The 14,189-nt window shown below is 42.2% G+C and carries 13 protein-coding genes; 11 read left to right on the forward strand and 2 right to left on the reverse strand.

What is annotated here, in order from left to right; genetic code table 11:
* Positions 1-70: 70 nt before the first annotated feature.
* Both xseA and EPB74_RS00445 read right to left on the reverse strand, forming a co-directional pair.
* Positions 71-1,639 (reverse strand): exodeoxyribonuclease VII large subunit, encoded by a 1,569-nt coding sequence (xseA, locus tag EPB74_RS00440; RefSeq protein ID WP_274902188.1) that lies wholly within the window; start codon positions 1,637-1,639, stop codon positions 71-73.
* Positions 1,640-1,851: 212 nt separating this feature from the next.
* Entirely contained in the window at positions 1,852-2,220 is a 369-nt protein-coding gene (locus tag EPB74_RS00445) for a hypothetical protein (RefSeq protein ID WP_079692007.1), read from the reverse strand.
* Between the two features lie 435 nt (positions 2,221-2,655).
* On the opposite strand from EPB74_RS00445, the gene EPB74_RS00450 reads away from it, so the two are divergent.
* From EPB74_RS00450 to purF, 11 genes are all read left to right on the forward strand, one after another.
* Positions 2,656-3,315, forward strand: a complete 660-nt coding sequence (locus tag EPB74_RS00450) for an alpha/beta hydrolase (RefSeq protein ID WP_274902189.1) — start codon at positions 2,656-2,658, stop codon at positions 3,313-3,315.
* A gap of 250 nt (positions 3,316-3,565) precedes the next feature.
* Entirely contained in the window at positions 3,566-4,672 is a 1,107-nt protein-coding gene (gene zapE, locus EPB74_RS00455) for a cell division protein ZapE (RefSeq protein WP_274902190.1), read from the forward strand.
* Between the two features lie 168 nt (positions 4,673-4,840).
* Positions 4,841-5,488 (forward strand): nitroreductase family protein, encoded by a 648-nt coding sequence (locus EPB74_RS00460; protein WP_274902191.1) that lies wholly within the window; start codon positions 4,841-4,843, stop codon positions 5,486-5,488.
* 202 nt (positions 5,489-5,690) lie between these two features.
* A complete protein-coding gene (locus EPB74_RS00465) occupies positions 5,691-6,986 on the forward strand; it encodes an NAD(P)H-dependent glycerol-3-phosphate dehydrogenase (protein WP_274902192.1) in 1,296 nt (431 codons plus the stop codon).
* 69 nt (positions 6,987-7,055) lie between these two features.
* Entirely contained in the window at positions 7,056-7,514 is a 459-nt protein-coding gene (locus EPB74_RS00470; protein ID WP_274902193.1) for a SixA phosphatase family protein, read from the forward strand.
* Positions 7,515-7,747: 233 nt separating this feature from the next.
* On the forward strand, positions 7,748-9,055 hold the full coding sequence (gspL, locus tag EPB74_RS00475; RefSeq protein WP_274902653.1) for a type II secretion system protein GspL: 1,308 nt from the start codon (positions 7,748-7,750) through the stop codon (positions 9,053-9,055).
* A 94-nt stretch (positions 9,056-9,149) separates the two neighbouring features.
* Positions 9,150-9,707 carry a type II secretion system protein GspM gene (gspM, locus tag EPB74_RS00480; RefSeq protein WP_274902194.1) on the forward strand — a complete coding sequence of 186 codons (558 nt, stop codon included), beginning with the start codon at positions 9,150-9,152 and terminating at the stop codon, positions 9,705-9,707.
* A gap of 140 nt (positions 9,708-9,847) precedes the next feature.
* On the forward strand, positions 9,848-10,450 hold the full coding sequence (locus EPB74_RS00485; protein WP_274902195.1) for a DUF4870 family protein: 603 nt from the start codon (positions 9,848-9,850) through the stop codon (positions 10,448-10,450).
* Positions 10,451-10,648: 198 nt separating this feature from the next.
* The gene (locus EPB74_RS00490) at positions 10,649-11,683 is read left to right on the forward strand and encodes a quinone-dependent dihydroorotate dehydrogenase (protein ID WP_089554297.1); all 1,035 of its coding nucleotides are present in this window, start codon (positions 10,649-10,651) and stop codon (positions 11,681-11,683) included.
* A 163-nt stretch (positions 11,684-11,846) separates the two neighbouring features.
* Positions 11,847-12,344, forward strand: a complete 498-nt coding sequence (locus EPB74_RS00495) for a CvpA family protein (protein ID WP_274902196.1) — start codon at positions 11,847-11,849, stop codon at positions 12,342-12,344.
* Positions 12,345-12,585: 241 nt separating this feature from the next.
* Positions 12,586-14,121 (forward strand): amidophosphoribosyltransferase, encoded by a 1,536-nt coding sequence (gene purF, locus EPB74_RS00500; protein ID WP_089554299.1) that lies wholly within the window; start codon positions 12,586-12,588, stop codon positions 14,119-14,121.
* Positions 14,122-14,189: the final 68 nt, after the last annotated feature.

The following is a 14,189-nucleotide window of genomic DNA, read 5'->3' on the forward strand; positions in this document are numbered from 1 at the left end:
GGTTTCCTAATGTTCAAAGTGAAAGTAAAAGTAAGTAAGTAAGTAATAATCGTGGAGTATTATTATGGTGTTAGGTTGAAGATTCTGTGGATTCTGTGGATTCTGTGGGCTTCTTATCAATCTTAATGTCAATAATCTGTGCTTTTGCCTTACCGTCTTTTAAGACAATATGAATAGTCTGTTCAGGATAAAGCTGTACGCTACTGGTCAGTATGCGTTGGTCTTTCTCATCAGTGAGCATGCTATAGCCCTGTTTAAGCACGCGAGATGGTCGATGCAAGAGTACCATATCACGTAGATGTTCACTATCGCGCCGTGCTTGTATTAACTGCTGCTGAGTACTTTGCATAATCGTTTTTTGATGGTTTTTACTATAAGTAGAGGCGATTGATAATTGCTGATAAGCAGAGGCTTGTATTTGTGCGCGTAGCTCGCCTGTTTGTCTGGCTGCTTGCTTCACTTGGCGATTTGCACTTTGCTGAATACTACGCCACGCATAGTCACTGTCTTTTTGTAATGCCGTTAATTGACCAATCGTTTGTGATTGTATTTGGCTTAATTGACGTGCCGTTTGTTGCTCAGCAATATTCAATTGGCGCTGAGCAGCTTGCTTGATTTGTGCTTGATACTGTAGCGTCTGAGTGACTAGCTGTGCTAAATGGCTACTGATCGCCGCAATGACTTTTGACGGGGTATCAAAGCTGCTGTGCGCGACTTCATCTAATATGACTTTGTCACGCTCGTGACCAATCCCAACCCAAACTGGTATAGGCTGCTCAGCGACTAAGGCGGCAAGCTCATAATCATTGAGGTAAGCCAAATCACCTACTGCGCCGCCACCACGAATAATAACCAATAAGTCGGGTAGATGCTGATAAGTATCTTGAAATTGCTGCTGGGCGCTGACAATAGCTTGGCGAATCTCGCTTGGCGCATGATTGCCTTGAAAGGTCGCGTGATGATAATGAAAATGACAAGCCCCAGTGCTAGCGAGTCTATCGGCATCCGCTTGGAAATCGCCTAATCCTGCTGCTTTTTCAGGGGCAATGACTAAGACATGTTCGATATCAAACGGAGTCGGCAGCTGTTGATTGAGATGTAATAGACCCTCACCAGTCAAGCGGTCAACCATCTCTGCATATTGGCGCGCCAAATCGCCTAATGTGTAGCTAGGATCAATATCTTCAATCGTGAGCGAGAAGCCATATTGCGCATGGAAGCCTGCTGATACTTTTAATAGAACCGTTAAATCACGGTCAAGGGGCATACCAGTTGCACGTTCAAACTTTGCTAAAACGCGCGCCGCTTTAAAGCGCCAAAGATTGCCACGGCAGCTGGCGATGACTTTACCGTCATCATCTTTTTCTGCCAATTCAAAGTAATAATGCCCACCTTTGCTAGATAAGTTGCGAATCTCAGCTTTGACCCATACACGGTGATTAAAGGTTTGTTTGATAACCATATCAACCGCTGATAAGTAATCGCTAAGCCGCAGCACCGTATCTTCTAAATTGACTTCCAGACTGTTTTCTTGCTCAGCCAGCTCCGCTTCTAAGGTCGCTAAATCTTTGGCAGGCGCTAATACCTTTGATTTTTCAGTGCTCGCTTGTTTAGTATTTGAAAGATTGGGTTTGCGCATAATAGTAGACCAAAGGTAATGAAAGCTTAGAAATCGGCTAGGCGAGGTAAGAGGATAAAATATGAGACAGGGTAGTTTACCCCAAAAGCCTCTGTACAAAAAGCAAAGCCAACAAGCTGCGATTAATATATGGTCTTTATCGCAGCTTATTGGCTCTAGGTTACCTTTATATATTACTTATTGATGAGATAAAGGCAGTTTAACGTTATCGCTTATTGGCAACGGAAACTAATCATATATTCATAATCGTCATCACGTGATAAGTTTGGCGAGCCAGTACCAAGAATTGTACCGAGAACTGCACCAGCTTGACCAATCATACGACCTGTATTTTCATTTAATATGCCATTATATTTCACCGTATCATCAACGATAATAACCTGCTTACCTCGGCAAGTAGCCTTCGCGCTATCAAGTGCGTTTTGCTGAGCCTTTACTTTGGTTTGGGCGATACCAGTCGTCTCATAAAGAGAGTTTGCACGCTGGATAACTGGTGATGAAGGCGTGGTTTGACAGGCGCTCAAAGCGAGTGCGGCGACTAAAGTTGCCGCTAAAGTGGCGGTTTTATTAAAAGTATTCATAAGTTATTCCTCATTCCAGTAAATTAAGCATAAAAAATTGAGCACAAAAAATTAAAGACTTAAATTTAAAAATCGATATCAAAAACTGAACCTAAAAGATAAACGCATTAAATATAAATGATGCAAATACGGGTTTCATGAAACAAGTAATAGGTTTAAAGGTCAGGATAAATCTAACCTATTCATATGTTGAGTGTCTAGACGGTTATTGTGTTTGGTATTGCGCTTATATTGCATACTAAAATTGGCATGAGTAAAGCGGCGCTGAGTTTGCCAAAAAGCCACTGATTATGTCTGACTCGTATGTTTTGGTTATTGTGTCGTACCATTAAAATCAAAAAAGGCGATATACATGAGCAATACACAGCAAATCACTTGAAATATAAACCATATCTAGGATAATTGAGCTATTCATTTTTAATTAGTAAGTATTCTATGCAATTGATTCCCGCTCCTGCTGGCGTGCTCGAAGTCGACGCGTTATGGCAACAAGACAATCCTAATAACCCCAATACGGATACGGTGGCGCTGCTTTGTCATCCCAATCCGTTGTTCGACGGTACGATGAACAATAAAGTCGTCACCACCATGTATCGCTTCGCTCGTGACAACGGTATGCATGTGGTACGCTTTAATTTTCGCGGTGTGGGGCAGTCAACTGGCGAGCATGATTATGCTGAAGGTGAAGTGGTGGATGCAATGACCGTGTTACAATGGATCGCAGAGCAAACCCATGCACGCAAATTATGGCTTGGTGGTTTTTCATTTGGTGGTTATGTGATCGCGCGCGTGGCCGAGCAAGTCATGGTATCACCGCATATATGGGGATTGAGCGATTTTGAGATATCAAAAATTGCCCTTATCGCGCCCTCTGTTGAAAAAAATGACAGTAGTGATATCAGTTTGCCAGCTGACAATACCTTTGAGATTTATGGCAATGCTGATGAAGTCATTGACCCTGACAACATGCAAGCATTTGCTGAAAAATTAGGGATAGCTGTCAGTGTCGTCGATGGCGCCGGTCACTTTTTTCATGGGCGCTTGTCTGAGCTGAAAAAGCTACTAGAGCAGCATACTTATAATGGCGATACATAGTATGGTATAACAAACGCTTGATAAGTTTTAGTCACTCAAACTAGTTTTGCGCCACTCAGTATTGAAATGTTTTAATAATTTAATTGGTTATTTGTACGACCTTGAGCTGTGTTAACCTAAAGAATGGTTGTGATGAGCCATTCTGATATATCAGTTGCTACTATCTCAGTGTAAAAATCATAAGTTAGTAGCGATTGTCGGTATCAACACTTTATTCTAGTATTTATGTTGTCTAATGATGAGTCGTATTATGAGTTTATCTCCCCTACAACGTTATGAGCAAGCTATTAGCACTGATGAGTTTACTCGAGATGAGCAGCAATATCAGGCGATGAGCTATTTAGATGAGCTTTACCATCAGCTCAATGATAGCGCGTTACAAAAAAAAGGCTTTTTTAGTTTTCTAAAGTCAAAGCCTGCTGCACCCAAAGGTTTGTATATGTGGGGCGGGGTGGGACGTGGTAAAACATGGATGATGGACATGTTTTATGACTCATTAACCATTGAGCGCAAAATGCGCCAACATTTTCACCATTTTATGCAGCGTGTACATCAAGAATTAAATAAAATACAAGGTGAGAGCGATCCGTTAGAGAAGGTTGCTGATATCATTTATGCAGAAGCCGTGATTATTTGTTTTGATGAGTTTTTTGTCTCCAACGTTTCTGATGCCATGATTTTAGGTGATTTGTTCACTATGTTATTCAATCGAGGTATCACTTTGGTGGCGACTTCGAACATTGAGCCGTCAGGACTGTATAAAGATGGTTTGCATCGTGATCGCTTTATGCCTGCTATCGCCGAAGTTGAACGCCACACCATGGTGATGAATATTGATTCTGGTATTGATTATCGCTTGCGTGTGTTGCAGCAAGCCGAGCTGTATGAATCGCCCATGACCAAAGCCAATCACCATTGGTTAGCCAACCGTTTTGCCAGCTTATCTAATAATCAGAAAATCAGTAACGAGCCCATCATCATTAACGGTCGCGAAATTAGAATCAATGCTCGAACCGAAGATATTCTATTCTGTGATTTCCGTCATTTATGTATGGAGCCACGTTCGGCGTCTGATTTTATCGCCATCGCTAAGGAATTCAATACCGTATTGGTCAATGCCGTACCAGCTCTAAATGATGACCTACGTGACCCAACACGCCGTTTCATTTATTTGGTTGATGAGTTTTATGATCGTCGCGTTAAGTTACTAGTTAGAGCGCAGCAGCCAATTCTTGAGTTGTATCAAGGCGAGAAGCTGGCGTTTGAGATTGAGCGTACGCGTTCGCGCTTGCTTGAGATGCAGTCAGAAGACTATCTGAAAATGGAGCATCGTACAGAAGATGAGGATGCAGCATAGTTTTTATTTAAAGTTAGCTACGATTTAAACGAGTAATTTAAGCTACTATATAAAGCCAGCTATTATAGGCTGGCTTTTTTCCATCCCTATTCTATAAAATTATAATAACAACCCCACAAATAACTGCCAAAAATAACAACCATATATAGTAATAAATAAGGATGAGCCATGAGTACCTCAAAAGATAAAAAGGATCAAGAAGATAACCAGAAAGACAATACCGAAAGTCCAATAGTGACAAACTCACAAGTGACGGATGAACAACTGATTAATTGGATTAAATCGAGACGTAGCATCGGTAATCTTACTATCCCTGCGCCGACAGAAAACCAGATTAAAGTGGCTATCGACTGTGCCGTCACCGCCCCGGATCATAAAAAGTTGCAACCTTGGCGTTTTATTATCACGCAGGGTAATGCACGTCATGAGCTGGGTCGTGCTTTTTTGGCAGCAGCCGAAGCGCAAGAGGGAGAAACGCTGTCTGAGAAAGCAAGACAGAAAACCTATAACATGCCGTTACGCGCGCCAGTTATTATTACTGTCGTCACGCATATGCAAGCGCATAAAAAAGTACCGCCTTTTGAGCAAATGCTCAGTGCGGGTGCAGCGGTTCAAAACCTCATTTTAGCGCTAAAAGCACAAGGCTTTAGTACCGTTTGGCGTACAGGTCTGCTGTGTAACGAGCCAGCCGTTAAAGATTATTTCAACGTCGGTCCAGATGATTATGTCACGGCTTTTGTTTATACTGGTAGTAGTCCTTGTGATATGCCAACACGTAAGCCGATTGATATTGAGCCACTCGTACACTTTGAGTAATACATTTATCGGAGTAGCATTGCCTTGGCAAAAGCTGGGTAATAATAACACTGACTTGATTGAGACGCTTTTTCAATTAAGTTGACTGTTTAATAAATACAGCTAATTTTTATAAATAATTGTTCATACATAATGTTAGTCTCACTGTATACTCAGCATAAATTCTATTCATAATAAAGTCAGTCAATCTGGATAAAAAAATATGACAAGCGCTAATGATAAAAATACAGATATAGATAGTAACCAAGATGATAAAAAAATGATTGAGAAACAGAATAGTCTGTTGTCCGGCATCATTGAGCGCGCCACCAAATCAGGCATTGGACGTAAGAAGTTAAATCCTAGTGCGGTGGAATCTGCCGTAGCAAAAAATATGGCAGAGATTCATAACAATCCGACCAAGCTGCGTTTGGCTTTTTTAGGTGGTGGCAGCTTTGGCACCGCGATGGCAAATTTAGCAGCACGCAATGGTTGTGATACCACGCTTTGGGTACGTAATAAGCGCACCGTTAAAGCGATGGCGAAGTCGCAGATGAATAAAAAATACTTGCCGGGCTATAAGCTTGATGATCGCCTCAAATACAGCCACGATCTACAAGCGGCAGTAAAAGATACTGATATTATTTTTATTGCTGTACCGGGCTTAGCTTTTCGTGAAACGCTGAAAAGCATTGCTCCCTTTATTAGTGGGCAATCTATTGTTTCTTTGACCAAAGGTATGGAAAAAGATACCTTTGCTTTGATGAGCGATATTATCAAAGATGAGTTACCTGAAGTGAATTTTGGTGTGATGTCAGGCCCAAATCTGGCCATAGAAATCATGAAAAATATGCCGTCTGCCACGGTCATCGCCAGCGAATCTGAGCCACTACGCCATGCTGTACAAGCAGCACTGCACAGCGCCTTCTTTAGAGTGTTTGCCAGTGACGATATCCGCGGTGTTGAGCTTGGCGGGGCACTAAAAAATATTTATGCCATTGCGATGGGTATGGCAGCCGCTTATGAAGTGGGTGAAAATACCAAAGCGATGATATTAACCCGTGGCTTGGCAGAGATGAGTCGCTTTGGTGTCCATGCAGGCGCCAATCCGCTTACTTTTTTAGGGCTATCGGGTGTTGGGGATTTATATGCTACTTGTAGCTCAGAATTGAGTCGCAACTATCGTATCGGTAACATGCTCGGTCGTGGTATGAACATTGATGCCGCCGTCAAAAAACTGGGACAAACTGCTGAAGGGGTTAATACTATTCAGCAGGTGCATGAAAAAGCTACCAAGGAAGGCATATATATGCCCATTACCCATGCACTGCATGCGGTCATTTACGAAGATAAAGCGGCGCTAGGAGTTGCTTTGCATTTGATGGAAGCGGGTTTCCGTAGTGATGTCGAGTTTGTCATGGCTCATGACCATAGCAATGCTGCGCTCACTGCGCATATGCAAACCTCAACCAACAGAGCTGAGGATGACAATGAGGATAGTGACGTTGACAACAAGTAACGCGATAAATATCAAAACAAACACCACGACCATGTTTCAAGCTTCGACAGTTATTTGCCAAGGAAGGTTATGAAAGTTATATTAATACGTCACGGTCAAGCAGAGGATGAAACGCGTCCAGATAGTGCGCGCCAGTTGACCGATTTTGGACAGCAGCAAGCGGTACAGACGGCAGAATATATTGCCACTCATTATAACCCTGATTACTTTATCGTAAGCCCTTATGAGAGGGCACAGCAGACACTCAAAGCATTGCAGGCACGTATGCCTAATGTGCCATCGACAATACAGAAGAACATCACCCCTTCTGACGATGCACGTGCTGCTTTGGCAGACATTGCCAATATCGAAGCAGAGTGTATTGTCATAGTCTGCCACATGTCTATCGTTGCTAACATTGCTGGGCTGCTGACCAATGATTATCCCGAGTCGTTTTCTTTAGGAGAAGCGCGCGTATTCGAAATGGACTTTGTGATGGCTGGTATGGCACGCGAGATTGATCGTTTTGTACCGGATCAGCCTTATTAATATATGCTGTTTTGGTAACTAATAATTAACAACTAGATGGTAGTAGCTGTGGTGTTAGCAGCTGCGTTTATATTAACGCAGCTGCTATTAATATTCATGAAAACTATCTATATTTCTAACTAGATTAGTTTTTTGTAGATTAAAGCTTCAATAAATAACAGTTTCGATAAATAACGGCTTTGATGAATTATAACTTTAATAAGCTACCGCTTAGATAATTAAGGACACATTTGGTGTTACACGTTTGGTTAAGAGCGCAGCACAGTCCATTAGCGGTCTGGCATAAAGACAGTCAACACTGGCAATTGGTCGACGGTTGGCAACAGTTATATGATATCTATAGTAGCTATAAGGCAAGTAGCCAAAAAGCTGTTTGTCTTTATTTTCCCTCAAGCCATGTTTTACAAGTGGATACTGAACTGAATACGGCTCAGCTCAAACAATTGGGCAGTATTGGTAAGCAGTATTTGTTTGAAGAGACCTCTTTGACCCCAGTTGAGCAATTGGTAATTCGGCAGATGAGTCATACCGACAGCCATTATCTATATGCATTGGCACAAAGTGATATCGAGTTATGGCAGCAAAGCGCAAAGCTTGCTGGCATGACCATCGTAGCGTTGCTTCCTGATTTTCTATTATTGCCAACGCCAGAAGAAGGGGCAGGGCAGCAAATAACCTTGTACCAAGATGAGCAGACGATGCTATTGCGGCAATCGCTGTATCAAGGCATGGCGGTCAGTTACCTGCCTCTAATCTTTGAGCGTTTCCCGCATTTGAGCGAGGTTTTGGTATTACCAGCCATTGATGAGATGTCTTATGGTTCCAGTCACGCTTCTAATGAGAGTGTGGCTGATGGTTTAGAGTCTGGTAATGGTATTGATTTAACAAAGCCTGTAGCAACGGCCAGCTTTACCGCTATCACAGCAGCACTGATTGCTGACCATCAACTGTTATTAACTATACTGCCTATTATTCCTAAGCCTCTTGATAACCCTGAGCGTCATGCGCTGAACTTTTTTATTAAATCAACGGATTCGCAATTATCGCCGTATCTTCGTGTGGCGATGATGGTAGCGCTATCGGCATTAGTGTTGCAGATGGCGACTGATGCGGTACAGTGGTATCAATATAATGAGGCGACAGAGGCGACCAAGACTGAGATTGCCGCGCAGTATCAGTCTTGGTTTCCAAATGAGCCACTCAGTGCGCGTACAAAGCTGCAAGTACAATTACAACCAAAATTGCGTAGCGATAGCCAAGCCCCAGCGTCACACATAGCAGTATTGGCGCGAATATCACCTTTAATTAAGCAATCCTCATTAAGGGCGCAGGCATTAGTGATGCAGCCAACGGCACTCAGTTTTACGCTGATTGCGCCTGATCGTGGCAGTCTTGATCAGTTTACCAATACGTTAACGTCACAAGGGCTCACTGCCAAATTAGAGCAGGTTAATAGTAATGAGCAAGGTCAGTTTAGTGGTCAAGTGACCGTTAATGTTATAGAAAATAATAGCGCGGCGAATAATGAGGCGACGTCTTAGTACGGTACTCATCTTATACGCGATTAGAATCAGCGGGTCTGTTCTTTAATAATTTATATACGAGCTATTTAACTATTGGCAATAAAGGTTAATAATGAAAATATTACAGCGCCGCGCAAAACGTAACATTTCTATGCCTCAGACAAGTGTGTTATCAGCGCGAATGACTACCTATCAAAATATGTTATCTGCACGCTGGCAGATATTGTCTTCCCGCGATCAGTTGGCTTTGATATTACTGTCTGCTTTTTTACTGTTATTTGTTGGCGGTTATGGCGGCTATAGTGTTCATTATGCAGCAAATAATAGCAAAAGCGAGTATCACGAGCAGGTTGCGGATTATTTTTGGTTGCGTGCGCAAGCAGCTAATATCGATAGTAATGCACTAAATGCTGCCAATCCCGCTGACGGCACTGCTGCGCTGCCACCTGCCAGCAGTGTCAGCACACTGCTAAATAACTCAGGTATTGTAGATGCTCAGGTGATTGCAAATGGTGATGCGGTGCAACTGAGTTTTAATCATGCAAGCCAAGCGGTGGTGAGCACTGCACTTGGTAAACTTGAACAGCAAGGTTGGCAATTTACCCAGCTGTCCATGCAGCAAGATTTGATCACTAAAGCGATTCAAGTACAGGCGACAGTCACCTCTTAGCGTTTAGCATGGGCATATTAGGATTAAATCCATTTAAAATTAATCCGTAATATGTATGCTTTTAAAGCACACTCATTGAAAAAACGTTTATCTGACACAATTAAATAGTTATTAGCCACTGCCAGTGATGGATGTTTATTATGAATGACTCTCCTAATCGCCAAACTGAAGCGCGTTTGAGTCAACCGGTGAAAAAATCTGAACCAGTTGTGTCAGATAGTTATGCGCCTTTTGGTGTCTCATCCGATCATGGGATTACAGGGCAAGGACAATACGATATGACGAGCGATAATATAAATAACAATCTAAATCACAATACGAACGACAATATGAGTGGCAATATGAATAATAATAAGCGCCGATCTTTAATCACTTATAATCACATCACCTACTTGTTATATGTACTCAGTTATTTTACGGCAGGTCTATTATGGATTGTGCCTATTTTTATGAATTATGCCAAGCGTCAGGATGCTGATGGTTCCTGGTTAGCCACTCATTTTGATTGGCAGATTAAGACTTTTTGGTACAGTATTTTTTGGTTTATTATTGGTGTTGTCATTATAACGTTTGCCTTAGGTGGCTTTGGCGTTAGCATGTTAGCAGATAGCGGCAATATAGCCATCGGCTCGGTATTGTTAGCCGGTTTCGGTTTGGCAATTATGGGCTTTACCTTTATTTGGCATCTTTACCGGATTGTAAGGGGTTGGATTGCTCTGACGGATGGACGACCTGTACCCTAGAACATGAAATATAGAAGTATAGATAATTATTGCTAACCCCAATTAAGCGAGCGTTGATGATTATTTGTTAATGCTTTTATATAGAATTTGCCTCATGAAACTTTAGTCTTATTTCTGTTAAGCTGATATAATCGCTGCGCTTGACCTCATTCGCTTTTTTCATTCATTATTGCTTTTCAAGCAGGGTCTGTCATTACTATGTCTTATGCCTTACTTCGCCCTTTTTTATTTAAGATGGATCCTGAACACGCTCATGAGATGACGTTATCTTTATTAGATAAAGCTCATAAAGCACGTGTTCTAGGCTTGGTATATGGTCAGTCAATGCAGCCAACAGACTGTATGGGTTTGCAGTTTGCCAATCCAGTTGGCCTCGCCGCAGGATTAGACAAAAACGGCGATTATATTGATGCACTCGCTGAGTTGGGCTTTGGTTTTATAGAAGTGGGTACGGTCACTCCGAAACCGCAAATAGGTAATGATAAGCCGCGACTGTTTAGAATCAAACAAGCAGATGCCATTATCAATCGTATGGGCTTTAATAATGAAGGTGTCGATTACCTGATTGAAAATGTGAAGCGCTGTAAATATAAAGGTAATATCGGTATTAATATTGGCAAAAATGCCAACACGCCGGTCGAACAAGCGGCTGACGATTATGTTTATTGCCTAGAGCGTGTTTATCCACATGCCTCATATATCACAGTCAATATCTCCTCGCCGAATACTAAGAATTTACGTGACCTGCAAAGTGGCGAAGCGTTAACCCAGCTGTTGGATGCCATTAAAAACCGTCATAATCAGCTGGCAACAGAATATGGTTTTTATGTACCCTTGGTGCTTAAAGTTGCTCCTGATTTAGAGCCACTACAAGTAGACTATATCTCGCAGCAACTATTAGATTTTGAGATTGATGGTTTGATTGCGACCAATACCACGTTGAGCCGAGTCGGCGTTGAAGACTTGCCAGATGGTGAGCAAGCGGGTGGCCTATCGGGTCGCCCAGTCAGCCACATTAGCACCCAAATTTTACAACAATTCGCCGATCAACTGGATGGTAAAGTGGCGTTGATTGGTGTGGGCGGTATCGATAGCGGTGCCAAAGCGGTTAAAAAGATTGAAGCCGGCGCCGATATGGTGCAGCTTTATACGGGGCTTATTTATCGAGGCCCTGGATTGGTACAGTCTTGCATTCAATCCATCGGTGGTTATTACGACGCCATGGAAAGTTAAGTGCAAGGTTAAATAACCAAACCACCTATTCATTGCCACTTATTCATTAAGTCATGCATGGTTTAATGTAATACATGATTTATTGAAAAAAGCTTCGTTGAGCATGCTGCAAATTTCAATTAGACACCCAATATAACAGACATAAGCTAATGAGGCGATAAACATGAGTGGTTTAGACATTGTGATTGTCGTTGTCGTTTTAATTGGCTTGTGGCGTGGCTTCCAAGTCGGATTGATTAAGACAGCGGTAGGTTTGGTCGGCTGGTTTATCGCGCTCATTGCTGCGACCAGATTGGCAGGTTCAGTGGCACCGCAGCTATCAGGTTTGGTACAAAACCCTGTATTACAGATGGCAATGGCATTCTTAGTTATTGTGATTGCCATATTGGCCATTATGCATTTAGTAGCGTTTGTATTCTCCGGGGTGCTTAAAACCTTGAGGTTGGGTGTGGTAGATAAAATGGCAGGCGGTGTGCTCGGTGCTGCCAAAAATGTGCTCATGGTGTTGGTCATTCTTAGTATCAGCGCGCCATTATTGGTACAGATGCCGCAATGGCAAACCTCGGTGCTCGCGCCTGAATTACTGCCTTACGCACCGATGGGTAAAGAACTGGTCTCAGATATGTTTGGTTTGGCTTGGGATCAAGTCAATCAGTCGTAAGCTGTGAATAAAAAGCTATTTAATCGCCTTTAACATTCGTAAGGTACAATCCATCAATTATCAAACATCAATAGTTTGTCTTACTGATAATCAGCTTTATCTATTATTAATAAGATTTCAATCTTAGCAAATATCATCAACTTAGCGGTGAGTGATAGGTGAAACTTTAAAACACCTTGTCAGAAATCATGCCGTTATTATGTTTTCAATGTGTGGTTCAAATTCAAAATAGGATACAACTATGTGTGGAGTCGTTGGGGTCGCAGCTCATGAGCCGGTCAATCAAATTCTTTATGATGCTTTAACCATGTTGCAGCATCGCGGGCAAGATGCGGCAGGTATTGTGACTTTACAGGATGGACGCTTATACTTACGTAAAGAAAACGGCATGGTACGTGATGTCTTTATGAATCGTCATATGCAACGTTTGGTAGGTAAATTCGGTATCGGTCACGTCCGCTATCCTACCGCTGGTAGCTCAAGTAGTGCTGAAGCACAACCATTCTATGTCAACTCGCCTTATGGTATTACGCTTGCGCACAATGGTAATTTGACTAATGCTGAAAGCTTGGCAAAATCGCTTTATCAAGATGACCGTCGCCACTTAAATACCGATTCAGACTCTGAGGTACTATTAAACGTCTTAGCGCACGAAATGCAGAATTTAGGTAAAACCCATCCGACCGCCGATGATATTTTTGAAGCAACAAAAGCAGTTTATAGCCGCTGTGAAGGCGCTTATGGCGTGGTGGCGCTGATTACTGGTCATGGTTTATTGGCGTTTCGTGATCCTAATGGTATTCGTCCGCTAATTTTTGGTGAGCGTTTGGCGGCGAATGGCGGCACAGAGTATATGGTGGCTTCTGAGTCAGTAGCACTGACCGGTTCAGGTTTTAGCATTATCCGTGATGTCAAACCAGGTGAAGCTATCTTTATTGACTTAAACCATCAATTGCATACTTATCAATGTGTCGAGCCAAAAGAATATACACCCTGTATCTTTGAATACGTTTATTTTGCACGTCCAGATTCGATTATGGATAATATTTCGGTCTATAAATCACGTTTGCGTATGGGCGAAAAATTAGCAGATAAAATCCTTAGAGAGTGGGGCGAAGATCACGATATTGACGTAGTGATTCCTATTCCAGATACCTCACGTACCTCCGCGATGGAGCTGGCGCTTAAGATGAATATTAAGTACCGTGAAGGGTTTATGAAAAACCGTTATATCGGTCGTACCTTTATCATGCCAGGTCAGCAGCAGCGTAAAAAGTCGGTTCGCCAAAAGCTTAGCCCAGTACCATTAGAGTTTAAAGGCAAAAATGTCTTGTTGGTTGATGATTCTATCGTCCGTGGTACTACCTGCCATGAAATCATTCAAATGGCACGTGATGCAGGCGCAAGCAAGGTATTCTTTGCCAGTGCTGCGCCACCGGTTAAATATCCCAATGTTTATGGTATTGATATGCCAGTACGCAGTGAGTTGATTGCCTCAGGTCATACAGTGGAAGAAGTGCGTGATATTATCGGCGCTGATCGTTTGATTTTCCAAGATTTAGACGACCTAATTGATGCGGTAAAAGATACCAAGCACAGTAAGGTTGAAGGCTTTGATTGTGCAGTATTTAATGGTTGCTATATCACTGGTCAAATCGATGAGGCTTATCTTGATTATCTACAAGAACAGCGTAGTGAAACGGCTAAAATAGGTAAGAAAGGCATGCAAATCGTTGCAGATACACCAGTTGATATGATGGGTGTCGAAGAGCTATAAGCGATTAAATAATAAAATATAATAGCGATTCTCAAACAAGAAAGGCTGAATTTCCAATAAATTCAGCC

The sequence above is a fragment of the Psychrobacter sp. DAB_AL62B genome (assembly GCF_028895345.1).
Lineage (GTDB): Bacteria > Pseudomonadota > Gammaproteobacteria > Pseudomonadales > Moraxellaceae > Psychrobacter.